The organism is Collinsella aerofaciens, from assembly GCF_028206995.1.
Classification (GTDB): Bacteria; Actinomycetota; Coriobacteriia; order Coriobacteriales; family Coriobacteriaceae; genus Collinsella; species Collinsella aerofaciens_AQ.
Map to the genome: position 1 here is coordinate 261,372 of NZ_JAQLFL010000001.1, position 26,878 is coordinate 288,249.

The following is a 26,878-nucleotide window of genomic DNA, read 5'->3' on the forward strand; positions in this document are numbered from 1 at the left end:
CCCCCGAGGCTCATGCCGAGGCGTCCGGCGACGGGGAGGTCACCGTCTCCTGGAAGGCGGTCGCCGGCGCCGAGCGCTACGCCGTCGCCGAGAAGACGGCCGACGGCTCCTACAGGACCTACACGCTCGACGAGAAGGGCACCTCCTTCAAGGTCTCCGACCTCGCCAACGGCGTGACCCACCGCTTCCTGGTCCAGGCCCGGGTCGACGGGTCCTGGTCCTCGACCGCCGACGGCTACCTGTGCTCCGCCGCGCCGTCGGGCACCGTCAGGCCCAAGGTCTCCGCGAAGGCCGGCGACAGGTCGGTCGAGCTCTCCTGGGGCCACGTGCCCGGGGCGACCCGCTACGCGGTCGCCGTCCGCCAGGGGTCCGGCTACAAGACCTACACGCTCGACTGCGCCAAGGAGTCCTACACCGTGAAGGGCCTCTCGAACGGCACGTCCTACAGCTTCCTGGTCCAGGCCTGGAACGGATCGTCCTGGTCGACCTTCTCCGACGCCGACCTCGTGGCGTGCCGCCCGTCGGACCCCAGAGCCCCCGAGGCTCATGCCGAGGCGACCGGCGACGGGGAGGTCACCGTCTCCTGGAAGGCGGTCGCCGGCGCCGAGCGCTACGCCGTCGCCGAGAAGACGGCCGACGGCTCCTACAGGACCTACACGCTCGACGAGAAGGGCACCTCCTTCAAGGTCTCCGACCTCGCCAACGGCGTGACCCACCGCTTCCTGGTCCAGGCCCGGGTCGACGGGTCCTGGTCCTCGACCGCCGACGGCTACCTGTGCTCCGCCGCGCCGTCGGGCACCGTCAGGCCCAAGGTCTCCGCGAAGGCCGGCGACAGGTCGGTCGAGCTCTCCTGGGGCCACGTGCCCGGGGCGACCCGCTACGCGGTCGCCGTCCGCCAGGGGTCCGGCTACAAGACCTACACGCTCGACTGCGCCAAGGAGTCCTACACCGTGAAGGGCCTCTCGAACGGCACGTCCTACAGCTTCCTGGTCCAGGCCTGGAACGGATCGTCCTGGTCGACCTTCTCCGACGCCGACCTCGTGGCGTGCACAACTTTGGGCACTCCGATTATGGGAAAGTCTGCCGCTTCGGTTTCGAGCATGGTTTCCTTGTACAACTCAACTGGACATATCTATCCGACTATTTATGCCTCCAAAGGCGCAACAACTATTAATGACTTTTGCCAGATAGTATCTGAGGAAGCGAATGCTGAAGGTGTTAAGGCGGAAATCCTGTTTGCCCAAGCAATGTACGAAACTGGCTGGCTTCAATTTGGTGGTAACGTAAAAGCGGAACAATGCAACTTCGGTGGAATCGGCGCCGTGAATGCCACAGCGGGTGGTGCGTCTTTTGGGGATGTGCGATCTGGTCTTCGTGCACAGGTCCAACATTTAAAGGCTTATGCTTCGAAAGAACCTTTAAATAATCCTTGTGTCGACCCCCGTTTTGAAAAAGTCAAGCGTGGCGTTGCGCCATGCGTCGAGGATTTGAATGGTCGCTGGGCAGTTCCTGGCGATGGTTATGGGCAGCGTATTTCGTCTTTAGCCGCTAAGGCTTGTTGTTAATTGCTTTAATGTGGCGGCATTTAAGTGTGTAAGTAGGTTTAGGTTGAATTCTACGAAATTTTACAAAAATGCAAACGTCTATTGCTTGGTGCTCGTTCTTGCAGTGTTTTGTTTGATGAGCATCTGGTGGGCATTTCGTCTGCCTATGTCTTCAGCGCCTGATGAGTATATGAGGCTACAAGTACCCTTATTTATTGCAGAGAATGGCTGTTTACCGCGTGGAGATGATCCTGCGATCATAAATGAGGTTTGGGGTACATCATATGCATTTAGCGTGTACGGGTCCTCGTTGATTGCAGTGCCGTTTATCTGTGTTGCTAAGCTGGTGGTTCCCAATTCTTCTGCAGCGCTAATAATTGCTGCGAGATTATCGAATTGCCTTCTTGCTGCGTTAAATATAGTTTGTATCTATCTGATGGGTAAAAAACTTAAATTTGGCAATTTAACATCAATTCTTGCCGCAACTCTATTTGCATTTTTACCACAAAACGTATTCCTTGCTGCTTACTTTAATTCTGAACAGCTTGAATTTCTCTCGACAAACCTTGTGATAATTCTTTGTTTGAATGCACGAGAGAATCGCTGGAGCTATAGGAGCTGTTTCTTCTTGGGCTGCGGCTTGGGGGTGCTCGCGCTCTCTTATTACTACGCTTATGGTGTAATAATTGCAGCAATCATATTCTATTTCAGTTCTATTAAGAAAGATTTTTGTTTAAGGACGAAATCCGATTATATTTCCGCTATTCTTTATCGTCCTTTGGTGGTTTTTTCCGGTTCATTTATAGTCTGCGGCTGGTTCTTTATAAGAAATGCGCTGTTGTATAACGGAGACTTTATCGGAATGGCTACTAGCTCTAAAACATCTGAGATATATGGTGCTAGCGGCTTTAAACCATCGCAACGTGGCACCTTACGTCAGCAAGGGTATTTGCCTGACTGTTTGTTTAATCAAATGAACTATTCGGTGTATTGGCCTTTGTCTGTAGCTCAGTCATTTATAGGTACATTTGGATATATGAGTATCTTTGTAGGCAATACGTCATTCGTTTTATATTTATTAGTATTTATTCCTTCACTCGTAATCGGTCTTATTCGTCGCCTGTTTACTGCTAAACAAACTGGCGATTATTTAACATTTATTCCTGGCCTTATTACTGTTGCGACTCCATTTCTTTTATCAATTTACTATTCATGGGCATCTGATTATCAGCCTCAGGGCAGGTATGTGATGGCTGGATTCGGGATCTTGTCTCTGCTTTGTGCTTTTGGGATTGTTTCGTTATGCCAGGGTCTCTGGACCTTGCTATGCGCGGAAATTGAAGTTAAATCCTGCAAAGATGAATCTGGTAATTCATTAGAGAAGCGCTTGGCTATATCAATTAATGACTATGGTGTATTTATTAAGCTAGTTAAGTTTTCCGTTGTGGCAACAGTGCTATTTTATCTGCTGCTGTTCGTTCGCATTTTTATTCATTTGATTATTCCGTTACTTTCAAGTGGTGTTTTGTAATTCAGATTATGCAGCCTGTAGTGCATTTTGGAGGATTCGATGAAAGCTAGATTGACCTGTCTTTGCCGCGGCCTCGGTAAGGCTTACTTTGGCTTTGCGATCAATAGTCAGGTTGACATTAGTGGAATTTCCGCTGAGGTGCGCACGGATTTGGGAAATCAACTTCCGGTTGGGATATATAGATTAAATTCTAAAGACATGTTGATTTTGGCTGTTCCGTTGTTGGGTTCTGGCGGAGTCCATATCTCTATTAAGTTGAGATTAGATAGTGGCATGGTCAAGAGTTTGTATAGCGGAAAATTGAACTGGATTGCAATAAAGTGGCTATCACGTTATTGTTATAAATTTAAACGCAAGCTAGCTTTCGCTTTGCGTGATATTGATCAGCAGGTTTATTCGCATCAAATTCACGTTAAGCCAGAGCTTGCTCTTGAATCACCTGCCGGTGATCTCATCATTAAAGGCGTGGTTTGCGGGCCGTATAGTTGCAGAAACTCCGATATCTTTCTCTTGGATGAGAGCGGCAGCAGAAGTGATTCAGGCAATTTAAGTGTTGGCCGTTGCAACGATGTCGTAACTTTTAGCCAAAGACGTTCTGAAATTTCTTTTACACTGCGAATTCCAATGGACGGCAACACTTATACGCTAGTTGCTGACGGAAATTGCAGTAATGAACAGCCTGGTTTTCTGTGCTTTGATGCTGCTTCCGTTCAATATTATCTTTCGACGCTATCGCCACTTTTCTACAAGGCCTCATCTGCCGGTGCCTACGCTTCTTCTCATTCCAAACGTATTGACTATCTTTCGATGCTGGATTTTAGTGAATGTAAATTAATTAGCGGCCCTCTGTTTAGTATTGTTGTTCCGTTATATAAGACACCTGTTAGTTTTCTTAACGATATGGTGCATTCTGTAATCAATCAGGCATATTCTAATTGGGAACTCATTTTGATTAACTCAACTCCAGAATGTGTTGAGCTGGCTGCCGCTTTGGATAAACTGACTGATAAACGCATCAAAGTTGTCACCCTTGAGTCAAACAAGGGTATTTCGGGGAACACTAACTTTGGCATTGCTAAAGCAAAGGGCGATTATGTCGTGTTTTTCGATCACGACGATACACTCGATCCGTTTGCTCTTTATAGATACGCAGAGCGAATTCAGGACTGTCCTGATACTGATGCACTGTATTGCGATGAGGACTTCTTAAATGAGACCGGTGAGTATGTGGCCCCTCATTTCAAGTCTGATTTCAATCTAGATCTCCTTCGCGTTCATAACTACATAACTCATCTGCTTTGCGTTCGTGCCTCGTTTGCTAAAGAACTGATGCTACGGAAAGAGTTCGATGGAGCTCAAGACTATGATTTTCTGTTGCGTTTAGTAGAGAGAACTCAGAATATCTATCATGTCCCTGAGGTTCTCTATCATTGGAGAATTAGCGATACGTCAACTGCGAAGAGTGCGGGAAATAAGAACTATGCCGACGATGCTGGCAGAAGGGCACTGCAAGAGCATTTGGATCGCTGCGGTCTGAACGGAACTGCGGAGTTAACTGATTCTGCCTGTTTCTATCACATTGCCTACGCTCTTAATGAAGAACCCTTGGTCAGTATCGTTATCCCCAATAAAGATAGTGTTGAGGTCTTACGCCGCTGCATTGACTCTATTGAGGAAAAAACTGATTACCGCAACTTCGAGATTCTGGTTGTTGAGAATAACAGTACGGAGGACGCGACATTTGAGTATTACCGCACCGTTTCCGAGCAATATGAGAACGTTCGCATTGCAACATGGGATGGTCCGTTTAATTACTCCGCTATCAATAATTATGGCGTTGGACTGACATCCGGCAAATACCTGCTGTTCTTGAATAATGATACCGAGGTTATTGAGAGCGGCTGGCTTTCTTCAATGCTGTCTTTCTGTCAGCGTGACGATGTTGGAGCGGTCGGTGCAAAGCTGCTGTATCCAGATGATACGGTGCAGCATGCAGGCGTAATGATGATATGTTGTAGAAATGAAGGCGAAATGGGCGGCCCCATTCACGTATTCAACAACCTTGACCGGGATGATCCAGGTTACATGCGCCGCGCTGTTATTTCACAAGATTTAAGTGCTGTTACCGCTGCATGCATGATGACGAAGCGTTCTGTATTTGAAGAGCTAAATGGGTTTAACGAGGACTTTGAGGTTGCTTTTAATGACGTTGATTTTTGCCTGAGAGTTCGCTCGCTCGACAAGCTTGTTGTTTTCGATGCTGATGCCCTCTTGTATCATTATGAGTCCTTCAGCCGTGGCTATGAGACTGGTGAAAAGAAAGTCCGATTTATGCGTGAGCAGGGCAAATTACGCACTGCTTGGGCGGAGTATTATGTCAACGGTGACCCTTATCACAGTCCGATGAGTACTCGATGACGTTTGGATTGTCATGATTGATCAAAACCTTGTTCTCTTTGAATCGAATCCAGATTTCGCTGACAATTCTCGTGCTTTGTATGATTACATCGTCGATAAGACTGATTTCAAGACTTTTTGGGTTGTTAAGGATCCGGCTATGCTAGGGCCCATGAGGGCTGCTGGCGTTGACTGTGATATTGAGAATTCAGACCGCGCTATTGCTATGGAGCAATGTGCTCATTATCTGGTTACGTCCAGCTTTATGTTTGCGTACAATAAGCGTCCAGGGCAGATTCATGTTTCGGCATGGCATGGCTTTGGTCCTAAGACCATCGGGTTTGATGAAGATGCAGCGTCTGATTCAAGTGCGCTTAGAGATTTGAAGGTCATTACGACCCAATGTGATCTTCTGACCACTACATCACGTGTGTCGCAGCTCATGATGGCCGGTATGCTTTCTATGGACCCTCGCAAGGTAATGAATTCCGGTTTCCCGAGAAATGATTACCTTTTTACAACTGATGGTAGAAAACTCCTGGAAGGCGCTTTGGGGGTTGATTTCGGCAGCAGTAAATTGATTATGTATCTGCCCACGATGCGCAAGGGTCTAAAGGCTGAAGGCGGTCAATTCGATAAAAATATCTTTAATTACGAGGATTACGACGCTGCTGGTCTTGATGAGTTCCTGAAGCTGAATGATGCTTATGTAATTGCGAAGATGCACTTTGCCGATGATTCGAGCTTCAACCAAAGTTCTTTTGAGCTACCCAAAAGGGTTTTATTCCTCGATAGTCTGTCTTTGGGTTCGAAGTTGCTCACCATTTACCATGTTCTTAACGCATTCGACTTATTGATAACTGACTACTCGTCAGTGTATGTAGACTATCTTCTTCTTAATAGGCCTATTGTCTTTTCATGTCCGGATTTCGAAGAATACAAGAAGGACAGAGGATTCATTAGCGATGACCCACGCTGGATGATGCCTGGGGCTTTTGTTAAGTCGCAATCCGAGTTATTGAGTGCGCTTGGTTCGTTTTTTAATGGAGTTGACGCTGCTGCTTCATTGCGTGAGTCGTTCATGCCAGTCATTCATTCTCATAGGGATGCAAAAGCTGCTGAGCGTGTTGTTCAAAGGATGATCGGAGTTGCCAGCACCAACTCGCGTGACTGTGACAAGGAAATCGGTTCATGCTTTGCGGACTCGAATTCCCCTTTGCGGCAGTATATGAATCTACGTTCCAAAGCGGAACTATTTTTAGACTATGGTTCGGGCTTCAATTCTGAAGATGTTTTGTCCATCGAATATACGTCTAACTGTTTTGGGTCTCATGTCTGCCTGACTTTCAATGTCCCTTCTGGCGTTAACGAAGTTCGCTTTGACCCCGCCGATGACGGTTCATTTCTCTTAAAGGATGTTTCCTTCTCTTTTAACGGAACGCCATTGATTTGGGACGCGTTAAATGGTTCTGAATCACACTCCAATATCGTATTCTGTGGACTTGACCCTCAGATTCTGGTCTCAGGCTTTGATGGCTCGGCTGGCGAGCTGTGTGTCAATTTCGACAGATGTGAGCTTGGGGATTCAGCTGACTATGTTTCATGTCTCATGGAGCGCGGACACTCTCTTTCAGATGAGCCCGTGCATTCTCTTTCGGGGTCATTGAGTCGTGTATTTAGGTTTGGTAGGCATTGACGTGAAGCGCGTTATTACATATGGAACGTTTGATTTACTACATTACGGGCATATCAATTTACTAAGGAGGGCCAAGCAGTATGGCGACTATCTAATAGTCGCTTTGTCTACCGATGACTTCAATTGGAATCAGAAGAGAAAGAAGTGTTATTTCTCTTTTGATAAACGCAAAGCCCTTCTTGAAGCAATTCGTTACGTTGACCTTGTGATTCCCGAAGAATCATGGGACCAGAAAGTGACTGACGTGCGTGAATACCATATCGATACGTTTGTTATGGGCGATGATTGGAAAGGCGAGTTCGACTTCCTGAAGAATGAGGGCGTTGATGTCGTTTACCTGCCACGCACGCCGGAAGTTTCCACCACTCAAATTAAACGTGATCTAAAATCCTAGTAGTCGGCAAGGTTCTTGTGCGAATTTAGCATTGTGGGATTATTAATAATAAAATTAACCTAACGGTTTGATTTCTGTTAGAAAGGTTCTTCAATTATGAAGGGCATCATCCTCGCCGGCGGGTCCGGCACCCGCCTGTACCCGCTCACGCTCGTGACCTCCAAGCAGCTGCTGCCGGTCTACGACAAGCCCATGATCTACTACCCGCTGTCCACCCTCATGCTGGCGGGCATCCGGGACATCCTGGTCATCTCCACGCCGACGGACCTCCCCAACTTCGAGCGCCTGCTCGGGGACGGCTCGCGCTACGGCGTGAACCTCTCCTACGCCGAGCAGCCCTCGCCGGACGGCTTGGCGCAGGCCTTCACCATCGGCGAGGAGTTCATCGCCGGCGAGCCGTGCGCCCTGGTGCTCGGCGACAACATCTTCTACGGCAACGGCCTCAGCCGCCACCTCAAGAAGGCCGTCGAGAACGCGCAGTCGGGCCGCGCCACGGTTTTCGGCTACCACGTGGACGACCCCGAGCGCTTCGGCGTCGTCGAGTTCGACGGCGAGGGGAGGGCCGTCTCCATCGAGGAGAAGCCCGAGCGCCCCAAGAGCTCCTACGCCGTCACCGGCCTGTACTTCTACCCGGGCGACGTCGCCGCCAAGGCCCATGAGGTTCAGCCGTCCGCGCGCGGCGAGCTGGAGATCACCACGCTCAACCAGATGTACCTGGAGGAGGGGACGCTGTCCGTCGTCACCCTCGGACGCGGCTACGCGTGGCTGGACACCGGCACCATGGAGAGCCTGCACGAGGCCGCGGAGTTCGTCCGCGCCGTGGAGCACTCCCAGGACCTTCCCGTGTCCGTCCCCGAGGAGATCGCCTGGGAGAACGGCTGGATCACGACCGCCGAGCTGGAGGAGGCCGCGAAGGCCTACGGCAAGTCGGTCTACGGCCAGCACCTGAAGAAGGTCGCCGCCGGCGAGATCGTCAACAGCCCGCGCGAGTACTAGCGCCTTCTTGCTTTCTTTTAGGGGCCACCGTTATTTGGTGGCCCCTTTCGTTATGATTACGGTGACCATATAGCCAATATGATTGGGAGTGGATGTGTTAAGCGTCTACTTTGGCGATATGCCAGAAGCGATTTACAACACAGCGACATATTTCAAAAACTCTTACCGGTCTTCTTGGATTACGGATCCCTATGCGGTCTCGATAATTAAAGATGTCGATCGATCGGATGTTGTCTCCGAAAACGTCATCGAAAGCCCTGTGCTTGGTTCCATCTCCCCACTCCAGCTTTCTGGTGGCGTGAAAACGTTGCTGCTTATGAGATTTGATCGTAAGCATTTTTTTAACGCTTCGACCTGTGGTGATAACTGTGCCAAGTGGATTCTCGACATCGCGAAAGACCGCAAGCTCGTTGTGAATCTCTATCATGTGATGGACTTTGGTCGCGAGGAGTTTAAAATCAAAGTCGCGAACAGCGGTCGAATCGTTCATAACATGGCCGAATTGATTCACGAGTCGATTCCGTATCTGTAGGTGCTGCTTATGAACGGTTCGCATCTTGTTAAGATTTCCCGCCGTAGGGGAACCAAGTACACATTTACCATCAAGCGAAACATCACTATTGTGCGTGGCGATAGCGGCACGGGTAAGACGACACTGTTTGATATGGTCGCAGACTACATGCGAACGGGTGAGCAGTCGGGTGTTTCCTTGCAATGCGATTGTCCCTGTGTCGCCCTGACCGATTATGATTGGCGAAACCAGCTTTCGTCCGTTCATGACTCGATTGTATTTGTCGATGAGGGCTTAAAAGAGATTCATTCTGATGAGTTTGCCCATCATGTGCTGTATTCCTCGAATTATTTTGTGCTGATCTCAAGGGCTGATTTCCCCAATCTTCCGTATAGCGTGGATGAGATTTACAAGATTAAGACGAGCGGAAAATACCATTCCTTCGTCCCTGTTTATCAAGATCGCGGAAATCATCGTTATGCTATTTCCCGATCGGCGCCAAAACAGGACTTTTCTATCCTTCTATGCGAGGACAGTAAGTCTGGTTTCCAGTTCTTTGAACGGCATTTCGCTGATAGTGAGCTTACCTGTGCTTCGGCCATGACGAACAGCGCGATTTTGGGCTGGTTGGATCAGCATTTCGACGATCGCGTGTTTGTTGTCGCGGACGGAGCGGCATTTGGGTGCTATGCGGACCGCGTCCTTAAGCTGCAAGACATTCATCGCGATACTGTTACGGTTTGTCTTCCCGAGTCATTCGAGTGGCTTCTGCTGAGCTCTGGCGTAATTTCAGGGTTAGATGTTAAGGCGGTTTTGGAAACCCCAGAAGCCTTTGTAAACAGTGAGAAGTTTAAAAGCTGGGAAGACTTCTTCTATAAGTACTTACGTGAAATAACTGAGGATTCGGTTTTTCACTACGACAAAGACTGCATTCCGGAGGCGTTTTGTACGGGAGGTAATTCTGCGAAGGTTATGGCTCTTATCGCATGCCGAAATGTCCGATAGTTTTGTTGAATAGTGTCGCGTCGTCACTTCCTGCGGCATACTAAAGAAGCTGTACATGCTTCAGATTGGATTTTCATGTCTGAGATCTTTGAACCCAAGAACATCATCGTCACGGGCGGCTGCGGCTTCATCGGCAGCAACTTCGTGCACTACGTCGTGAACAACCACCCGGGCGTCCACGTGACCGTCCTGGACAAGCTGACCTACGCCGGCAACCCCGAGAACATCGCCGGGCTGCCCTCGGACCGCGTGGAGCTCGTCGTGGGCGACATCTGCGACGCGGAGCTGCTGGACAGGATCGTCCCGGGCCACGACGCCATCGTGCACTACGCCGCAGAGAGCCACAACGACAACTCCATCGCCGACCCCGAGCCGTTCCTGCGCACCAACGTGGAGGGCACTTTCCGCCTGCTGGAGGCCGTCCGCAAGTACGGCATCCGCTACCACCACGTCTCCACCGACGAGGTCTACGGCGACCTGGCGCTCGACGACCCGGCGAAGTTCACCGAGGAGACGCCGTACCACCCGAGCAGCCCGTACTCGAGCACCAAGGCGTCCTCTGACATGCTGGTCCGCGCCTGGACCCGCACCTACGGCCTGCGCACCACGATCTCCAACTGCTCCAACAACTACGGACCCTATCAGCACGTGGAGAAGTTCATCCCCAGGCAGATCACCAACATCATCGACGGCGTCCGCCCCAAGCTCTATGGAAAGGGCGAGAACGTCCGCGACTGGATTCACACCGAGGATCACTCCAGCGCCGTCTGGGACATCCTCACCAAGGGCCGCATGGGGGAGACCTACCTCATCGGGGCAAATGGCGAGAGGGACAACATCACGGTCCTGCGCATGATCCTGGAGGCCATGGGCCGCGACCCCGAGGACTTCGACTGGGTCGCCGACCGCCCCGGCCACGACCGCCGCTACGCCATCGACAGCACGAAGCTCCAGCGCGAGCTGGGCTGGAGGCCGGCCCACACCGACTTCGCCGGGGGGCTCAAGGCAACCATCGACTGGTATGTCGCCAACGAGTCCTGGTGGCGCCCGGCCAAGGAGGCCACCGAGGCCCGCTACCGCGCGCAGGGGCAGTAAGACCGCATCCCGGCGAACCGCGCCGCGGGGCGCCCGCGCGGGGCCGCAGGGCATGGGGATGATCCTGCGGTCCCGCGCGGGCGCCCCCGGTTTCCCAACCTCTTCGATTGGAGCTTTTCCCACATGGCAGACATCGCATTCGAGAAGGACCTCTCCGTCACCGAGACCGGCATCGGGGGCCTGAAGGTCGTCGACCTCGCCGTCCACGGCGACTCGCGCGGCTGGTTCAAGGAGAACTGGCAGCGCGCCAAGATGACCGCCCTGGGCATCCCGGACCTCCGCGTCGTCCAGAACAACATCTCCTACAACGACAGCCGCGGCGTCACCCGCGGCATCCACGCCGAGCCCTGGGACAAGTTCATCTCCGTGGCCCGCGGCTCGGTCTTCGGCGCCTGGGTGGACCTGCGCGAGGGCAGCGAGACCTTCGGCAAGGTGTTCACCTGCACGCTCGACCCGTCCAGGGCCATCTACGTCCCGCGCGGCGTGGGCAACAGCTTCCAGGCGCTGGAGGACGGCACCGCCTACACCTACCTGGTGGACGCCCACTGGTCCCTCGAGCTCAAGAAGACCTATACCTTCGTGAACCTGGCCGACCCCGAGCTCGCCATCGAGTGGCCGATCCCGCTGGACCAGGCCACCGTCTCCGAGGCCGACCTCAACCACCCGATGCTGAAGGACGTCGTCCCCATGGCGCCGAAGCGCACCCTCGTCACCGGCTGCGACGGCCAGCTGGGTCATGCGGTCCGCGCGCTGGCCGAGGAGCGCGGCGTCGCGAAGGACTTCGATTTCTGCGACATCGACACCTTCGACATGTCCGACCCGGAGGCCTACTCCAAATACGACTGGTCGCTCTACGGCACCGTGATCAACTGCGGCGCCTACACCGCGGTGGACAGGGCGGAGACCCCCGAGGGCCGTGTCATCGCCTGGAAGGCCAACGCGACCGGCCCCGCCCTCCTCGCCCGCACCTGCGCCGGGCACGGGATCACGCTCGTGCACGTGTCCAGCGACTACGTCTTCGACGGCACCGCCGAGGTCCATACCGAGGACGAGCCCCTCAGCCCGCTGTCCGTCTACGGCCAGACCAAGGCCGCCGGCGACATCGCCGTGGCCGGCTGCCCGCGCCACTACATCATGCGCTCCAGCTGGGTCATCGGCGAGGGGCACAACTTCGTCAAGACCATGAAGGGGCTTTCCGACCGCGTCGCCGACCCGGAGGACGGGCTCACGCAGGTCACGGTCGTGGACGACCAGCTGGGCCGCCTGACCTTCACGCGCGACATGGCCGAGGCCATCTTCCACGTGCTGGGGACGCACGCCCCCTACGGCACCTACGACTGCACGGGCTCCGGCACCGTCAAGTCCTGGGCCGATATCGCCCGCGCCGTCTTCGAGGCCGCCAACGGCAACGGCGAGAAGGTCGTGCCGGTATCGACCGCCGACTACTACGCGAGCGCCGCGGGCCCCGTCGCCCCGCGCCCGGTCCACTCCGCACTCGACCTGTCCAGGCTCGAGTTGGTCGGCTTCCACATGCCCGACTGGGAGGAAGAGCTGGGGGAGTACCTTAAGACGCTCTAGCCGCTATTAACTTTTCGAGAGTAAAAGCCGCCGTTCTTTAACGGCGGCTTTTCTTGTTGATGGCTATCTGCGCAGTGGTGCCAATAGTATTTTGCGGAAGATCTACCTCTCGCTTGGCTTGGAAGTAGGGTGGCCGGGCTGGTCATCGTAGGCGTATTTGCTGTACACGTTGACCTCCCACTGCTTTTTCTCAACCTTTGCCACAGAATCCAGGATGAATCCGGTCGCAAGGCTCAGTCCGCACAGGAACATAAACGAGGCGGCGAGCATGGCGGTGGGGAAGCGCGGGACCAGGCCGGTCTGAAAGTACTCAACAAAGATAGGAATGCCCAAAGCCAGGCCGATAATCGCGAATAAAAGCGCAACCAGACTGAAGAACTTCAGCGGGCGGTAGTCCTTGAACAGCGTGCCGATCATCGTAACGACTTTAATGCCGTCGCTCACGGTATTGAGCTTGGACTCGGAGCCTTCCGGACGGTCGCGGTACTCGATGGGTACATCTTTGATGCGCCAGCGGTGGTCGACGGCGTGAATCGAGAGCTCGGTTTCGATCTGAAAGCCCTCGGAAAGCACGGGGAAGGTTTTAACGAACGGGCGGCTCATGGCGCGGTAGCCGGTCATGACGTCATCGAAGCTGTAACCATAGATCCACTTGATCATGGCGCGGACCAGATTGTTGCCAAAGCCGTGGAAGGCACGCTTGTTTTCCTCGGCGTAGGTGCCGTTGGAAAGGCGATCGCCTACGGTCATGTCGGCCGTGCCGCTGAGGATAGGCTCGCAGAGGGCTTTGGCCGCCTCGGCGGGGTAGGTGTCGTCTCCGTCGACCATCAGGTAGCAATCGGCGTCGATATCGCGAAACATCTGGCGGCACACGTTGCCCTTTCCCTGACGGGGCTCAAAGCGGACCGTGGCGCCGTGCTCGGTGGCGATGCGTGAGGTATCGTCCGACGAGTTGTTGTCATAGACATAGACCGTCGCCTGCGGAAGCTCGCGGTGAAAGTCGTCGATGACTTTGCCGATCGTGAGCGCTTCGTTGTAGCAGGGGATGATGACGGCGATGGAATCAGAATTCACTCAATGCTCCTTATACATTCAATCCTTGAAAGTATAGCCGTTTGGGCTTGGCATCCTAAGATGTGGGTTAGTTCTCCAGTTTTGTTGCGCGAATCGTTTGCATGGCCGTCGGGTCTATACTGTTCGTTTGTCAACGATTACGAGTAAAGGAGTTGCATCCGTGTCGGATCAGACAAAGCAACAAGAAACTCGCAGTCTGCCTGCGACGTTTGCTAAGAACGAATTTGAGAAGGACGCGTTTATCCTTCGTCAGCTGGTTACCAAGGATTTTAAGATCAAGTATCGCCGTAGCGTTCTGGGCGTCGCATGGTCGGTGCTCAACCCGCTGCTGATGATGATCGTCATGGCCATCGTGTTCTCGACGATTTTCGCCCAGGGCCGCAATGGCTCAATTACGCCCGAGATGTACCCGCTGTACTTGATCGTGGGTAACGTCACCTTTGCCGTCATGTCCGAGTCCACGAACCAGGCCCTGACGTCGATCGTGGGTGCTGCCCCGCTGCTCAAGAAGGTTAAGGTGCACCGCTGGGTCTTCCCAGTACAGAAGGTGCTCTTCTCGCTGGTTAACTTTGCCTTCTCGCTGGTCGCCGTTGCCATCGTTATGCTGTGGTTCCACGTTATGCCTTCTTGGCACCTGATTCTGTTGCCGGTCTGCCTACTGCTGCTTATGTGCTTCTGCATGGGCCTGGGCATGATGCTCTCCGCCCTCACGGTCTTCTTCCGCGATGTCATGCATCTGTGGAGCGTCGTCATTACGGCGTGGACTTACATCACGCCTATTTTCTGGACGACCGACTTCGTTGCGCAAATGCCGCATCTCGTGCGCATTCTGGTCTATGCGAACCCCATGTATAACTACCTGCAGTTTATGCGCGATATCTTCCTGTTCCAGACTACGCCCTCGCTTATGACGTTTGGTATGTGCGTGGCTTGGGCGGTCATTGCGCTTGTCATCGGCTATGCCGTGTTCCATAAGTCCGAGCGCAAGTTCATCCTCTACATCTAAGGAGTGCTGTGATGACTGAATCTGTTGTTGATTACAGCGAGCAGCCTCTGGCTGTCGAGGTCGACGACGTCACCATGATCTTTAACATGGCGTCCGAGTCGCTGACCAACCTCAAGGAGTACTTCATCAAGCTTGCCAAGCACGAGCTGTTCTTTGAGGAATTTAGGGCGCTCAAGCATATCTCGTTTGATATTCATCGCGGCGAGGTCGTGGGCCTGGTGGGCACCAATGGTTCCGGCAAGTCTACGATGCTCAAGATTATCGCCGGCGTGCTCGAGCCCAGCGAGGGCAGCGTTAAGGTGCACGGTAACATTGCGCCGCTGATTGAGCTTGGTGCCGGTTTTGACCCCGAGTTGACCGCCCGCGAGAACATCTATCTGAACGGCGCCCTGCTCGGCTATACCAAGGAGTTCATCGACGCCAACTTTGACGGCATTATTGAGTTCGCTGAGCTTCAGAACTTTGTCGATATGCCGCTTAAGAACTTCTCCTCGGGCATGGTGGCGCGTATCGCCTTTGCAATCGCGACGATTACCGAGCCCGATATTCTTATCGTTGACGAGACGCTGTCCGTCGGTGATGTGTTCTTCCAGCAGAAGTGTGAGGCTCGCATTCAGCACTTTATCCAGAGCGGTGACGTGACGGTTCTGTTCGTTTCGCACTCCATGGAGCAGGTTGAGCGCATCTGCCAGCGTGCCGTTTGGATTGAGAAGGGTGACCTTCGCATGGACGGCCCGGTCGATGAGGTCTGCAAGGCGTATCGCGAGCAGTTCAACTAGGTTATAATTACTTGCGCCCGACAGGCTTGCGCTTGCTTGGGCGTGTGGTTATTTGCTCCATTAGCTCAGTTGGATAGAGCAGGGGACTTCTAATCCCAAGGTCGACGGTTCGAATCCGCCATGGAGCACCATCGTTTATTAAGCCCGGACCGCTTGGTGGTCTGGGCTTTTTCACATGCCGGTGTTCTTTGTTCTTGCCGGGTATACGTTTAGGCCGAAGCCGTGGCGTGAGCTGCTATTGTGCTGCTGATGTGGATTGGTTATACGGCGCGCCAAAGGGGGCTGGAGCCGAGCGTGAGCAAGCCTCTGCTTATGACGCTGCCAGCATCGTGGTTCTTCGCGTCAATCGTACGCTGTGCCTGCGATATTGGATTGGCGTACGTGATCAAGAAGGCGTAACAAAAGCGGGGAGGACCAACTTGGCCCTCCCCGCTGTTTCTAGTCTGCCTTCAGGCACTCGGGCAAGACGTTTGCAACTGCATTCATCGCCTGCGGCCTCAGGTACTGCTCATTGAGCTTTACCTTTCTGTAGGCGTAGCGAGTGTCTGCCGAGTATTTGATCAACACATCGGTGAAGAACCGCTCCCAGCTCAGGTAGTCGCGGCTTTCGATATAGCTTGAGGGATCCTCGAGGATTTTTAAGATATCGTTACTGGGAATGAGGCCAGATTGCAGGAGTGTCCACTCGAATGATTCGGGGAGGAACAAGCGTACGTTCTTGTAAACGCGCTGTCCGAGCACCTTTTCGATGTAGGGACCAAATGCTGCTCCGTCTCCAATAGCAAGGATGTTTTGCTCGGGACATTCGTGAATCGTACGTTTTAGATTCGCAACGCCGGTGGCGGTATAGCAGGGGATCCCGAGTCGGTTGCAAAGAGCGTCGTAGAATTGATAGCCAGATTTGCTATCCTCGACAACTACGGCGTCGGGTACCTCGAATCCAACATTTAGATCCTGATACAGCATACTTGCCGTGTGGTCATATAGCGGCTTGGTCACCGAGTAGAAGCGCCTGTCGCTCTTGCGGCCATTGATTGTTTTACTTGTCGTGTTGACTAGCTTCAGGATCTCATCAACGCTGTAGGGGAGCTCGTTGGCATCGCGACGAGATATCAGAACAAAATAGTTGGACGAGCCGTTGACGGCTTTGGCGAAGTCCTTTGAGTAGATAAACTCGTTACCCTCATCTAGAAAGACGATTGAATCTTCGATGATCGATAGCTCGCGCTCCCAGCGTCTGCCGGAAAGCGTTTCGCAAGGCACGTCGCAACTGAGTGCAACGCCGCTTTCCGGTCCTCGGTCGTTGTAGTCGCGAATCATCGAGATGAGCGTCGTTTTACCCGTGCCGCTGTTGCCGCGTATAAAGGAAATATTGCGCTTAAACGTGAGTGTGTATTTGACCTTTGCACGCTCTACGACAACGGTATGCGTTCCCTTCATTACTCATCAACATCCAAAAAGTCATTCGTGGCGCCGACAAACTCCTGCATGTTTCTGACGATGCGGCCATCGTTTTCAATGCGGATTTCAAAGCTCTTCCAGGGGAATTTCATGATGTGGTATAAGGTCACCATCACATCCTGCTCTTTGCCGATCTTGAGTAGCCAGCGGGCACAGTTGTCTCCGCAGGTGGATGCGTTGAACACCATATTTGGGAGATTGCGCACCAGCAGCAGCGTCTTAACGCCGCCGGACAGTTCGAGTGGGGTGATCGAGCCCAGCTGTTTGCTTACGATGTTGTGGGGACCGATGAGCTCTGATCCGTCCACGCTTTTAATAATCTGTGCGGCCATAGGGTCTTCGAACCATGAGTCCAAGTATGAGTTCCTAAAATAGGTTTCGGTATCGTAGATGGAACCGGGGTAATCCCCCAGATGGATGCTTAACATGCGCGTCTCCAGACGTTGTGTGACTGCAATGATTATATGCCAGTAATAAAGTGCCGCCAGTAGCGAGGTTGCTGCTGGCGGCACTGGCATTATTAGCGTGTGAATCGCGTTGATGGATTTGCTCGCGAGGCTACTTTTCGAGACGTTCCCTCAGCAGCTCCAGCGCGTGGGCGTAGCCTTGCAGGCCCTCGCCGGTGATGGTGGCGAAGCAGGCTAGGCGGGCGTAGCTCACCTGGCGGAAGTCTTCGCGGGTCTCGACTGCGCTAATGTGGACCTCCACAGCCGGGATGGCGACGGCTTTGAGCGCGTCCAGGATGGCCACGCTTGTGTGCGTGTAGGCGGCCGGGTTGATGACGATGCCGTCGACCTTTCCGTAAGCCTCCTGGATCTTGTCGACGATGCTGCCCTCGTGGTTGGACTGGAAGACCTCGATCTCGTCAAAGCCCTGAGCGGTGCCCGCTTCCTGGCAGATCTGCACTAAGCGGTCGTAGTTGTCGCTGCCATAGATGCCCGGCTCGCGAATACCGAGCATGTTGAGGTTGGGGCCGTTGATGACGAGTGCTTTCATGGTTGCTTCCTTTGCGATTGGAAAACCACTACAAAGGTGCCTGTCCCCTTTGTGGTGGTTTTGGTTAGAGAGCGGGTGGGATGGTGTCGAGGAGGGCTTGGGCGGTGTTGGCGGCGCAGTCGCGTGAGTCGATGATGTAGTCGGCCCAAGCGCGGTAGCGCGGCATGCGCTGCTCGGCGAGCTTGTCGACGCCGTCGCGGGCGGTGATGGGGCGTCCCTTATGAGCGAGTTCGTCGAGCTTGCGGTTGAGCATCACGATCTGGCTGTTCTGGTGCAGCAGCGGGTAGTTCTCGTCGCGCGTTACCACGCCGCCGCCGGTGGAGAGCACCAGGCCGCTGCGCTTGGAGATGTCGGCCAGCGCCGCCGTCTCCTGCTCGCGGAAGGCGGCCTCGCCGCGCTTGACGATAAAGTCGGCACAGGGCATGCCCAGACGCTCCTCGAGGGCGCGATCCAGGTCGATGTGCTCGCGACCCGTGAGCAGGGCGATCTGCTCGCCCACGCGGGTCTTGCCCGAGCCCGGCATGCCGATCAGCGCGATGTTCTGTTCGCGGCGTGACAGGCGCTCCGTTACGTCCAGGATGCGCTCGCGCGGGGTGACTTGGCCGGTGTAGCGCTCGACAGCTTGTGCCGCCTGGGCAACAAGCATGAGCAGGCCACCGATGCAGGGGATGCCGCGGCGCTCGGCCTCGAGCATGAGTCCCGTGCGAGCGGGGTTGTAGACAATGTCGATAACGCCCTCGAGCGCATCGAGCCCTTCGAGTGTGCAAGGCGCGTCGGGGCAGTGGGGGAACATGCCGGCAGGCGTGCAGTTGACGAGCAGGGCGGCGTCGGACTGCTGCGCGATGTTGCTGTAGTTGACTTCGCTCGTGCGACCCACGGGTACGACGATGGCGCCCATGTCTCCCAGCACCATACTTGCCGTGGTGCCGGCGCCGCCGGTGGCACCGAGCACGAGGGCCTTCTTGCCGGCAACCTCAACGCCCAACTCCTCGACCAGGCACCGAAAACCAAAGTAGTCGGTGTTGTCGCCGCGCAGGCGACCGTCAGGTAGGCGTGTGATGGTGTTGACGTTGCCCATGCGCTCGGCCAGGGGACTCAACTCGTCCAGGTAGTCCATGACGGCGCGCTTGTAGGGGATGGTCACGTTGGTGCCCTCCCATTCGTCGCCGGTCATAAAGGCCGCGAGGTCCTCGGGCTCGCGCTCAAAGCGCACGTACTCAAGCCCCGCGAGCTCCTTGTAGATGGTCGGGGTGTAGCTGTGGCCCAGCACACGGCCCAGTACGCCGTAGGGACGGGTTGCGGCGGTATCGGTCATCTAGAGCACCTCCGTGTAGCTGCCAAAGTAGGTGAAGCTCTCGCACACGTCGTCGATGGAATCGAGCAGGTCGTCGAGGGCCTTGCTGCCAAAGGGGCAGTCCAGATCAAAGTAGAACATAAACTCAAAGTCGCGGCCGGGGATGGGGCGGCTCTCGAGCTTGATGAGGTTGATGCTGAGCGCGTAGAAGCGCTCGAGCACGCGATAGAGGGCACCCGGCTCATTGGCCGTGGTGATCATGAGCGAGGTGCGGTTGGCACCGGGATAGACGCGCGGCTCGCGGCTGATGACGACAAAGCGCGTGTAGTTGTTGTCAGAGTCCTGGATATTGGGTTCCAGCACCTCCAGGCCATAGAGTGCCGCGCAGCTACGCGATGCGATGGCGGCAACATCGGTGCGCTCGGAGCTGGCGACCATCTCGGCCGACATGGCGGTGTTGGGGTACTTGGTGGCGTGCAGACCGTGCGCCTCGATAAAGCTAGCGCACTGCGCGATGGCCTGACCGTGGCTGTAGACCTCGCGTATGTCCGCGAGCTTGGTGCCGGGCTTGACGAGCAAGTTGTGGTCGATCTTGAGGCGCAGCGAGCGCACGATATGGAAGTCGAACTGGGCGAGCAGGTCGTAGACGGCGTTGACCGAGCCGGCGGTTGAGTTTTCGATGGGCAGCACGCCAAACTCGCAGAAGCCGTCGCGTACGGCGCGCATGACGCCTTCGAAGGTCTCGAAAAACGCGATGTCGGGCACGTCGAAGAGTTTGCACGCGGCGATTTGGCTGTAGGCACCTTCGACGCCCTGGCAGGCGACGGTTGCCGTCTGGGGGAAGGGTGTGTCAAAGGCTGCGGCCATGGCATGGGCCTTTTGCGACACCGTGATGCCCTTGAGCTCGTTGATGTAGCGCTGCTGCTCGGCCTTGCTCATGCTCATGAGGAGACGGAACAGGGTGATGGTCTGCGCCTTGTAGCGCTCGGGCGCGCGGCTGGCGAGGTTGTTGAGCTTGGAGCGCTCACGGGCGGGGTCGAAGACGGCCTTGCCCATCTCGATTTTTGACTTGGCTACCTCGGTGGCAATGTCCATTCGCTCGACAAAGCTGTTGAGGAGCGTGGTGTCGATGCCATCGATGGCCTGGCGGATGTCAGCAAGGTCCATGGAGGCCCCTTTCACGTAACGGCTGAGTTGGCAGGCAACCCAGGTGAGTCGGGTTAGAGCTGGGCGGCGTCCTCGAGGAGAGCGTCCCAGATGGCGAGGGCGGCGGCTGCTTCGGCTACGGGGACGGCTCGGGGGACGATGCAGGGATCGTGGCGGCCGTGGATCGAGAGCTCGGCATTTTCCATGGCGTCCATGTCTACGGTCTGCTGCTCGCGGCCAATCGAGGGCGTTGGCTTTACGGCCATGCGCCACATGACGGGCGCGCCGGTCGAAATACCGCCCAGGATGCCGCCGGCGTTGTTGGACTCAACCTCGATCTCGCCGGTCTCGGCGTCGATGCGATACGGATCGTTGTTCTCGCTGCCGCGCATGGCGGCCACGGCAAAGCCCATGCCAAACTCCACGCCCTTTACGGCGGGAATGCCAAACGCGATTTGCGCGATGCGGTTCTCGATGCCGTCGAACATGGGGTCGCCGATGCCCGCGGGAAGCCCGTAAATGCCGCACTCCACGATGCCGCCGATGCTGTCGAGCTCGTCGCGCGCGGCAAGAATCTCCTCGCGCATGCGGCCGGCTGCGGCGGCGTCAATGCACGGCAGATCGTTCGTAAGGATTGCCTTGCGGTCGGCCTCGCGATAGACCATATCGTCCATCGGCAGGTCGGAGATGCCGCCGATCTGCGCGACGTGCGCCATGACCTGAATGCCGCGGGCCTCAAGTGCCTGCAGCGCAATGCCGCCGGCGATGCATAAGGGGGCCGTTAGGCGGCCGGAAAAATGCCCGCCACCAGCGACATCGTGCATGTTGTGATACTTCACGCGCGCAGGGAAGTCCGCATGTCCGGGACGGGGCTTGCGGCGCAGCTCGGTGTAATCATTGGAGCGCGTGTTGGTGTTCTCGATAATCGCGGCGATGGGCGCGCCGGTGGTATGTCCATCGATCACACCGGCGATGATATGCGCTGCGTCGGCCTCGCGGCGTTTGGTTGCGGTCTCGTCGCGGCCGGGGGCGCGACGGTCGAGGAAGGCCTGCAGCTTCTCCTGGTCCACGGCGATGCCCGCCGGGATGCCATCGAGCGAGCAGCCGATAGCGGGGGAGTGCGATTGGCCGAAGATGCTTAAGTGCAAGACGTTGCCAAAGGTCGAGGACATGCTATTCCTCCTCGAGTGTGACCTTGCCGCCCAGCAGGCGGTAGTGGTCGAAAAAATCGGGATAGGACTTGTTGACGGCCTCGGCGCCGTGGATCACGACCTCGCCGGTGGCACGGCTCGCGGCGATGGCGGCCATCATGGCGATGCGGTGGTCGTTGTGCGAATCGACCTCGCCGCCGGTAAAGGCATCGACGCCCTTGATGATGAGGTCGTCGCCGGCAATACGCACCTGCGCGCCCAGCGCGGTGAGCTCGCGGGTGGTGGTGGCCAGGCGGTCGGATTCCTTGATACGCAGGCGGGCGCAATCGCGGATAAAGGTGCGGCCCTGTGCCAGCGAGGCCACGGCCGAGATAACGGGCACCAGGTCGGGAATGTCGTGGGCGCTCATCTCAAAGCCGGCGAGCTTGTCGGACTGCACGGTGGCGGCGTTGGTGGAGCGCACGATGCGGGCGCCAAAGCGCGAAAGCGCGGCAAGCACGTTGCGGTCGCCCTGTGCGGAGCTCAGGGACACGCCCTCGACGGTGATGGGGTCGGTGCCGATAGCGCCGGCACACAGCCAAAAGGCAGCGTTGGACCAGTCGCCCTCGACGGCCACGCTGCCGGGCGTGCGGTACGAGCCGCTGCTCACGCGGAAGTTCGTGACCTCGGGCTGGCCGTCCTTGGCCGGAATGCGCTCGACGTTGACCTCAACGCCAAAGGCCTTCATGGCCTGGATCGTTAGGTTGATGTAGGGGCGGCTCTCAATGAGGCCAGTCACCTGCACACAGGAGGGCTGGGCGAGCAACGGGGCTGCCAGCAGCAGGCCGGAGATATACTGCGAGCTTACGTTGCCCGGCAGCACAAAGGTGCCCGGGCGCATGCGTCCGCTTGTCTTGAGCGGAAAACCGCCCAGACCCTGTAGGTCGCAGCCGGCGGCAATGATCTCGTCCGAGAGCGGGGACAGCGGGCGTGCGCCTAGGCGGCCCTGTCCCACAAAGGTTGCCTCTGCCCCCAGCGCGCAGGCGACGGGCAGCATAAAGCGGAGCGTGGAGCCGCTCTCGCCGCAGTCGAGCGTGCCGCCGGCAAGGGCCTTGAGCAGGCCGAACTCAATGCTCTTCATGGTGGGGTGGACCTGGAAGCCGTCCTCGACGGTCTCGATGCGGGCGCCGAGCGCCGTGAGGCAGCGGACCGTGGCCTCAATATCGGCGCAGGTGGTGTTGCAGGTCACATGCGTCTCTCCGTTGGCAAGGGCAGCGCAGATGATGAGACGGTGCGCCATCGACTTGGACGCGATGGCGGGAACGGTGCCCTTAAGCGGGGACGGGGTGATGCGGGCTAGCATGCGGATGCGTCTCCCTTCTGGCCGAGGCCCTCGGCAATGAGTTCGTGGAAAGTGGAAAGCGGCGTGCGGTCGATGCTGCAGCGGCCAATGCCGTGCGGAATCACCAGGTCGATGGTGTCGCCCGCGCGCTTCTTGTCGTGGAGCGCCTCGGCAAAGACGGCATCGGCATTGAGGTCGCAGCGGGTCTTGAGGCCGTGGCGGGCGCAGAGCTCCTCAATACGGCCGGGCAGTGCAGCATCGCAAACGCCGTGCAGGGCCGCGGCGCGCGTGATGATGCCCATGCCGATCGACACGCAGTTGCCGTGTCCGAGCTCAAAGTGCTCGCAGGCCTCGACGGCGTGTCCGGCGCTGTGTCCAAAGTTGAGCAGCTTGCGCTGGTTGGTTTCGTGCTCGTCGACGACGACCACGGCGCGCTTGATGTCGATGTTGCGGGCGATGATGAGTGCTACGCGGGCCACATCGCGGTTGAGCAGCTCCAGCGTGAGCGGGGTCTTCTCCAGCTTGGCGAAAAGCTCCGGGTCGGCGATCACGGCGTGCTTGACGACCTCGCCGCAGCCGTCGGCGAACTGCTCGGGCGTGAGGGTGGCCAGGCACCCCACGTCGGCGATAACCACGCTCGGCTGCCAAAAGGCGCCGGCCAAGTTCTTGCCGGCAGCCAGGTCGATGGCGGTCTTGCCGCCCACCGACGAATCCACCATGGCGAGCAGGCTCGTCGGGATCTGCACAAACTTGCAGCCGCGCATGTAGGTCGCGGCCACAAAGCCCGCCACATCGCCCACGACGCCGCCCCCGAGTGCCACGATCACGTCGGAGCGCGAAAGCTCGTGCTCGGCCACAAACTCCAAAATGGCAACATAGGTTTCGGCGCGCTTATGGGCCTCGCCGGCCTCGAAGGTGCAGATGCTCACCTCGTAGCCTGATGCCTCCAGGCTCTGCTTAACGGGCATCTGGTAGAGCGGGCCTACGTTGGTGTCCGTCACGATGACGGCCTTGGTGCCGCCGGCAGTGGCGCGCACGAGCGGTCCCGCCTGCTCCAGCAAAAACGTGCCAACATGCACCTGGTAGGGGCGTGCGGTGTCGATATCGATGGTAATCGCCATAAGCTTCGGTCCTTTCGACCTGGCGTGATAGGTGGTCTAGTGGGAGGCCTCGTCGTCGAGTGCGCGCTTAATGCGGTCGCCCTCGGCAAGGAGATTCTCCAGATAGCGCTGGTCGCGGTTCTTGAGCGCACGGCTGTAGGCGCCAAGCGACTCGATCAGATGGTCGATCTCGAAGGCGAGCGCGTCGGCGTCGTCGATCATGAGCTCGGACCACATTTGCGGGTTGAGGTGCGCCACGCGGGTGAGATCGCGGTAGCTACCGGCCGAAAAGCCGTGGTGGACCTGGGCGGTGGGGCTTTTGACGTAGGCGTTGGATACCACGTGCGCAAGCTGGCTCGTGAAGGCGATGACGCGGTCGTGCTCGGCGGCGCTGGTCACGCTGAACTTGCCAAAGCCCAAGGGGCGCACCATCTCGCGCACCTGGCCCAAAAGCTCCAGCTTGAGCGCATCGTCTACCGCGGGCGGTACGAGCACCAGCGGGGCGCCCTGGAACAGGTCGGCACGAGAGTTAGCGTAGCCCGAGAACTGGGTGCCCGCCATGGGGTGCGCGCCCACAAAGTAAAAGCCGTGCTCGCGGGCAAGCTCAAAGGCACGTTCGCACACGATGCCCTTGACGCCCACCGTGTCGATCACCACGGGGCCCATGATGGCGTCGGTGTCGGTGGCGTCGGCGAGCGCCTTGGCGTGCGTCTCGAGCCACTCGATGCATGCCTCGGGGTAGCAAGCCAGGACGATGATGTCGCATTCGCCGAGTGTCTTGTCGTTGAGCTCTCCGGCGACAGTGCCCATGCTGGCGGCCGTCATGACATCGTCATCGGGGTCCCAGGCCAGCACGCGGACGCCCGCCTGTGCATAGCCGCGGGCAAAGCTACCGCCGATGAGGCCAAGGCCGACGATGCCGGCGCACTTGGGGCCGCCCTGGTTAACGCGCGCGTTTCTCACCGTACCCATGGGCTACTCCATGGTCTCTTGGCAGACAACCTCGCGGATGGCTCGGATGCGGCGCATGGTGTCGTCGAACTGATCGGGGGTGAGGGCCTGGGCGCCGTCGGACCAGGCGCGGCTCGGCTCGTCGTGGACCTCGATCTCCAGGCCGTTGGCACCGCAGGCGGTCGCGGCGAGCGCCATGGGCTCGACGTAGCGGGTGTAGCCGGTGGCGTGGCTGGGGTCGGCGACGACGGGCAGGTGCGACAGGTGGTGCAGCACCGGCACGGCGTTAAGGTCGAAGGTGTTGCGGGTGCGGGTCTCGAAGGTGCGGATACCGCGCTCGCACAGGATGACGTTGTCGTTGCCCTCGCTCATGATGTACTCGGCTGCCATAAGCAGCTCGTCGATCGTGCCGGACATGCCGCGCTTGAGCAGAATCGGGGTTTGGGTCTTGCCGACCTCCTTGAGCAGGGGGAAGTTCTGGGCGTTGCGGGCGCCGATCTGCATGACGTCAATCTTCTTGTCCAAGAAGACCTGCACGTCGCGTGGATCCATGATCTCGGTGACGATCGGCATGTCGAGCTCGGCAGACGCCTCGCACAGCAGGTCGAGGCCGGCGGGGCCCATGCCCTGGTAGGCGTAGGGGGAGGTGCGGGGCTTGTAGGCACCGCCGCGCAGCATCGTGGCGCCGGCGGCCTTCACGCGGCGTGCGATGCGGATGAGGTTCTCGCCCTCGACGGAGCAGGGACCGGCGATGACCTGGAACTGGTCGCCGCCGATCTTGACGCCGTGACCGCAGTCGATGACGGAGTCCTCGGGGTGGAACTTGCGGTTGGCGCGCTTGAACGGCTCGGAGACGCGCTGCACGCGCTCGACGACATCCATGGACTCGAGCAGGAACGGGTCGATCTTGGTCGTATCGCCCACCAGGCCGATAATCGTCTCATTCTCGCCGCGCGAGACATCGGTCTTCAGGCCCTTTTTCTCAATCCAGCTGACGATATGGCCGACGGCCTCGTCGCTGGCGCTCTGCTTTAAAATTGCAATCATGGTGTGCCTCTCACCTCGATGGATAACTTTTGCAAAAACGGCCCGCATCGCGAGCCGTGTATATATGGTGCATGAGAGTTTATACTATCTGACTCGCTTTTGCCTTCTAAAGTGGGCCGTTGCGCCGCGTCTTCCTCGGAATTGCAAAGCTTTTTCTTTTATTTTGATAGCCCGTGGTGCACTTGGGTATAATGCCAAACGTTGGCCCTATTAGCTCAGGGGATTAGAGCGTCTGCCTCCGGAGCAGAAGGCCGTTGGTTCGAATCCAACATGGGGCACCATTCCAATTTTGCTCGAACCCGCTGGATGTCCAATCTGGCGGGTTCGCCCTTTTTGTCGTAGTTCAGCGTGACCAGTATCTCGTCCTCCGAGACGACAGCCTGCCACACGAACGCCTTCAGCAGCGTCGCGTCGTCGAGCGCCGTCCCGCACTGCAGGAAGTCGGCGAAGCGCTCCGGGTCTATCCGCTCGTCCGTGATGGCCTCGAGGTCGTACCTAGCGCGCGCCTGCTGCTCCTCGAGCTCGGCTATGCGCTCGTTCACGCCCGGTGCTATCACGCCCTGCTCGATGGCGTTGAGGATGTTCCTCAGGCCCCTCTCCGCAGCCCTGAGCGAGTCCTCGGCCTGCCTGCGGCGAGCCCGCACCTCGACCGTGTCCGCGCGCTCCGCCACCATGTCGGCTATCTGCAGCGCCTCGCCGCGGTCGCCGAGCAGCCCGCGCAGCGCCGAGGCTATGGAGCCCTCGAGCTCCTCGCGCCTGATGTTGCGGACGCACGACCCCGGGCAGCTGTAGTACTCGTACTTCA

Annotated in this window: 24 protein-coding genes and 2 tRNA genes; 15 read left to right on the forward strand and 11 right to left on the reverse strand. The window is 57.0% G+C overall.

Going from position 1 to position 26,878, the window contains the following annotated elements; genetic code table 11:
• The 10 genes from PMX60_RS01125 to PMX60_RS01170 all read left to right on the forward strand — a co-directional run.
• Window positions 1-1,565: fibronectin type III domain-containing protein (locus tag PMX60_RS01125; protein WP_271746585.1), on the forward strand; the 1,565-nt coding region annotated here is incomplete at its 5' end.
• A gap of 43 nt (window positions 1,566-1,608) precedes the next feature.
• Window positions 1,609-3,075, forward strand: a complete 1,467-nt coding sequence (locus tag PMX60_RS01130; protein WP_195622033.1) for a glycosyltransferase family protein — start codon at window positions 1,609-1,611, stop codon at window positions 3,073-3,075.
• Window positions 3,076-3,114: 39 nt separating this feature from the next.
• A complete protein-coding gene (locus tag PMX60_RS01135; RefSeq protein ID WP_195622031.1) occupies window positions 3,115-5,493 on the forward strand; it encodes a glycosyltransferase family 2 protein in 2,379 nt (792 codons plus the stop codon).
• A 13-nt stretch (window positions 5,494-5,506) separates the two neighbouring features.
• Window positions 5,507-7,168 carry a CDP-glycerol glycerophosphotransferase family protein gene (locus PMX60_RS01140; RefSeq protein WP_271740426.1) on the forward strand — a complete coding sequence of 554 codons (1,662 nt, stop codon included), beginning with the start codon at window positions 5,507-5,509 and terminating at the stop codon, window positions 7,166-7,168.
• A 1-nt stretch (window position 7,169) separates the two neighbouring features.
• Window positions 7,170-7,562 (forward strand): glycerol-3-phosphate cytidylyltransferase, encoded by a 393-nt coding sequence (gene tagD, locus PMX60_RS01145; protein WP_195622027.1) that lies wholly within the window; start codon window positions 7,170-7,172, stop codon window positions 7,560-7,562.
• A gap of 96 nt (window positions 7,563-7,658) precedes the next feature.
• A complete protein-coding gene (gene rfbA, locus PMX60_RS01150) occupies window positions 7,659-8,558 on the forward strand; it encodes a glucose-1-phosphate thymidylyltransferase RfbA (RefSeq protein WP_195622025.1) in 900 nt (299 codons plus the stop codon).
• Between the two features lie 94 nt (window positions 8,559-8,652).
• On the forward strand, window positions 8,653-9,090 hold the full coding sequence (locus tag PMX60_RS01155; protein WP_271746586.1) for a DUF4869 domain-containing protein: 438 nt from the start codon (window positions 8,653-8,655) through the stop codon (window positions 9,088-9,090).
• Window positions 9,091-9,099: 9 nt separating this feature from the next.
• Window positions 9,100-10,074 carry a hypothetical protein gene (locus PMX60_RS01160; RefSeq protein ID WP_271746587.1) on the forward strand — a complete coding sequence of 325 codons (975 nt, stop codon included), beginning with the start codon at window positions 9,100-9,102 and terminating at the stop codon, window positions 10,072-10,074.
• A 75-nt stretch (window positions 10,075-10,149) separates the two neighbouring features.
• Entirely contained in the window at window positions 10,150-11,169 is a 1,020-nt protein-coding gene (gene rfbB / locus PMX60_RS01165) for a dTDP-glucose 4,6-dehydratase (protein ID WP_271746588.1), read from the forward strand.
• A gap of 123 nt (window positions 11,170-11,292) precedes the next feature.
• On the forward strand, window positions 11,293-12,747 hold the full coding sequence (locus PMX60_RS01170) for a sugar nucleotide-binding protein (protein WP_271746589.1): 1,455 nt from the start codon (window positions 11,293-11,295) through the stop codon (window positions 12,745-12,747).
• Window positions 12,748-12,849: 102 nt separating this feature from the next.
• Here the strand turns inward: PMX60_RS01170 and PMX60_RS01175 are convergent, their stop codons facing one another.
• Entirely contained in the window at window positions 12,850-13,821 is a 972-nt protein-coding gene (locus tag PMX60_RS01175) for a glycosyltransferase family 2 protein (RefSeq protein ID WP_271746590.1), read from the reverse strand.
• 160 nt (window positions 13,822-13,981) lie between these two features.
• Between PMX60_RS01175 and PMX60_RS01180 the strand changes: the two genes are divergently transcribed.
• From PMX60_RS01180 to PMX60_RS01190, 3 genes are all read left to right on the forward strand, one after another.
• Window positions 13,982-14,827 (forward strand): ABC transporter permease, encoded by an 846-nt coding sequence (locus PMX60_RS01180; RefSeq protein ID WP_271746591.1) that lies wholly within the window; start codon window positions 13,982-13,984, stop codon window positions 14,825-14,827.
• An 11-nt stretch (window positions 14,828-14,838) separates the two neighbouring features.
• On the forward strand, window positions 14,839-15,606 hold the full coding sequence (locus PMX60_RS01185; protein ID WP_006236046.1) for an ABC transporter ATP-binding protein: 768 nt from the start codon (window positions 14,839-14,841) through the stop codon (window positions 15,604-15,606).
• Window positions 15,607-15,660: 54 nt separating this feature from the next.
• Window positions 15,661-15,737: transfer RNA gene (locus PMX60_RS01190), tRNA-Arg, on the forward strand.
• Window positions 15,738-16,044: 307 nt separating this feature from the next.
• Here PMX60_RS01190 and PMX60_RS01195 read toward each other — a convergent pair.
• From PMX60_RS01195 to aroF, 10 genes are all read right to left on the reverse strand, one after another.
• Window positions 16,045-17,046, reverse strand: coding sequence for a DEAD/DEAH box helicase family protein (locus PMX60_RS01195; RefSeq protein ID WP_055249956.1), 1,002 nt, complete (start codon window positions 17,044-17,046; stop codon window positions 16,045-16,047).
• On the reverse strand, window positions 17,046-17,495 hold the full coding sequence (locus tag PMX60_RS01200; RefSeq protein ID WP_055249958.1) for a DUF4869 domain-containing protein: 450 nt from the start codon (window positions 17,493-17,495) through the stop codon (window positions 17,046-17,048). The genes PMX60_RS01195 and PMX60_RS01200 overlap by 1 nt, the downstream gene beginning before the upstream one ends.
• Window positions 17,496-17,625: 130 nt before the next feature.
• Window positions 17,626-18,063 carry a type II 3-dehydroquinate dehydratase gene (aroQ, locus tag PMX60_RS01205; protein ID WP_271746592.1) on the reverse strand — a complete coding sequence of 146 codons (438 nt, stop codon included), beginning with the start codon at window positions 18,061-18,063 and terminating at the stop codon, window positions 17,626-17,628.
• 64 nt (window positions 18,064-18,127) lie between these two features.
• Complete coding sequence (locus PMX60_RS01210) at window positions 18,128-19,378, reverse strand: shikimate kinase (RefSeq protein ID WP_271746593.1); 1,251 nt, start codon at window positions 19,376-19,378, stop codon at window positions 18,128-18,130.
• Entirely contained in the window at window positions 19,379-20,524 is a 1,146-nt protein-coding gene (gene pheA, locus PMX60_RS01215; protein WP_271746594.1) for a prephenate dehydratase, read from the reverse strand.
• A 53-nt stretch (window positions 20,525-20,577) separates the two neighbouring features.
• Window positions 20,578-21,675, reverse strand: a complete 1,098-nt coding sequence (aroC, locus tag PMX60_RS01220) for a chorismate synthase (protein ID WP_195621683.1) — start codon at window positions 21,673-21,675, stop codon at window positions 20,578-20,580.
• 1 nt (window position 21,676) lies between these two features.
• On the reverse strand, window positions 21,677-22,996 hold the full coding sequence (gene aroA / locus PMX60_RS01225; protein ID WP_138112729.1) for a 3-phosphoshikimate 1-carboxyvinyltransferase: 1,320 nt from the start codon (window positions 22,994-22,996) through the stop codon (window positions 21,677-21,679).
• On the reverse strand, window positions 22,990-24,096 hold the full coding sequence (gene aroB / locus PMX60_RS01230; RefSeq protein WP_271746595.1) for a 3-dehydroquinate synthase: 1,107 nt from the start codon (window positions 24,094-24,096) through the stop codon (window positions 22,990-22,992). The genes aroA and aroB overlap by 7 nt, the downstream gene beginning before the upstream one ends.
• 36 nt (window positions 24,097-24,132) lie before the next feature.
• Window positions 24,133-25,047, reverse strand: a complete 915-nt coding sequence (locus PMX60_RS01235) for a prephenate dehydrogenase (protein ID WP_035138596.1) — start codon at window positions 25,045-25,047, stop codon at window positions 24,133-24,135.
• A 3-nt stretch (window positions 25,048-25,050) separates the two neighbouring features.
• A complete protein-coding gene (gene aroF / locus PMX60_RS01240) occupies window positions 25,051-26,073 on the reverse strand; it encodes a 3-deoxy-7-phosphoheptulonate synthase (protein ID WP_035138595.1) in 1,023 nt (340 codons plus the stop codon).
• 204 nt (window positions 26,074-26,277) lie between these two features.
• On the opposite strand from aroF, the gene PMX60_RS01245 reads away from it, so the two are divergent.
• Window positions 26,278-26,354, forward strand: a tRNA-Arg gene (locus PMX60_RS01245).
• A gap of 298 nt (window positions 26,355-26,652) precedes the next feature.
• Complete coding sequence (locus tag PMX60_RS01250) at window positions 26,653-26,865, forward strand: hypothetical protein (protein ID WP_271746596.1); 213 nt, start codon at window positions 26,653-26,655, stop codon at window positions 26,863-26,865.
• The last annotated feature ends 13 nt before the right edge of the window (window positions 26,866-26,878 follow it).

Bases quoted from the DNA above. Each gene is read 5' to 3' on its own strand.
- PMX60_RS01135 (WP_195622031.1), top strand. From the start codon at position 3,115: ATGAAAGCTAGATTGACCTGTCTTTGCCGCGGCCTCGGTAAGGCTTAC.
- PMX60_RS01140 (WP_271740426.1), top strand. From the start codon at position 5,507: ATGATTGATCAAAACCTTGTTCTCTTTGAATCGAATCCAGATTTCGCT.
- rfbA (WP_195622025.1), top strand. From the start codon at position 7,659: ATGAAGGGCATCATCCTCGCCGGCGGGTCCGGCACCCGCCTGTACCCG.
- PMX60_RS01160 (WP_271746587.1), top strand. From the start codon at position 9,100: ATGAACGGTTCGCATCTTGTTAAGATTTCCCGCCGTAGGGGAACCAAG.
- rfbB (WP_271746588.1), top strand. From the start codon at position 10,150: ATGTCTGAGATCTTTGAACCCAAGAACATCATCGTCACGGGCGGCTGC.
- PMX60_RS01170 (WP_271746589.1), top strand. From the start codon at position 11,293: ATGGCAGACATCGCATTCGAGAAGGACCTCTCCGTCACCGAGACCGGC.
- PMX60_RS01185 (WP_006236046.1), top strand. From the start codon at position 14,839: ATGACTGAATCTGTTGTTGATTACAGCGAGCAGCCTCTGGCTGTCGAG.
- PMX60_RS01195 (WP_055249956.1), bottom strand. From the start codon at position 17,046: ATGAAGGGAACGCATACCGTTGTCGTAGAGCGTGCAAAGGTCAAATAC.
- PMX60_RS01200 (WP_055249958.1), bottom strand. From the start codon at position 17,495: ATGTTAAGCATCCATCTGGGGGATTACCCCGGTTCCATCTACGATACC.
- aroQ (WP_271746592.1), bottom strand. From the start codon at position 18,063: ATGAAAGCACTCGTCATCAACGGCCCCAACCTCAACATGCTCGGTATT.
- PMX60_RS01210 (WP_271746593.1), bottom strand. From the start codon at position 19,378: ATGACCGATACCGCCGCAACCCGTCCCTACGGCGTACTGGGCCGTGTG.
- pheA (WP_271746594.1), bottom strand. From the start codon at position 20,524: ATGGACCTTGCTGACATCCGCCAGGCCATCGATGGCATCGACACCACG.
- aroC (WP_195621683.1), bottom strand. From the start codon at position 21,675: ATGTCCTCGACCTTTGGCAACGTCTTGCACTTAAGCATCTTCGGCCAA.
- aroA (WP_138112729.1), bottom strand. From the start codon at position 22,996: ATGCTAGCCCGCATCACCCCGTCCCCGCTTAAGGGCACCGTTCCCGCC.
- aroB (WP_271746595.1), bottom strand. From the start codon at position 24,096: ATGGCGATTACCATCGATATCGACACCGCACGCCCCTACCAGGTGCAT.
- PMX60_RS01235 (WP_035138596.1), bottom strand. From the start codon at position 25,047: ATGGGTACGGTGAGAAACGCGCGCGTTAACCAGGGCGGCCCCAAGTGC.
- aroF (WP_035138595.1), bottom strand. From the start codon at position 26,073: ATGATTGCAATTTTAAAGCAGAGCGCCAGCGACGAGGCCGTCGGCCAT.
- PMX60_RS01250 (WP_271746596.1), top strand. From the start codon at position 26,653: ATGTTCCTCAGGCCCCTCTCCGCAGCCCTGAGCGAGTCCTCGGCCTGC.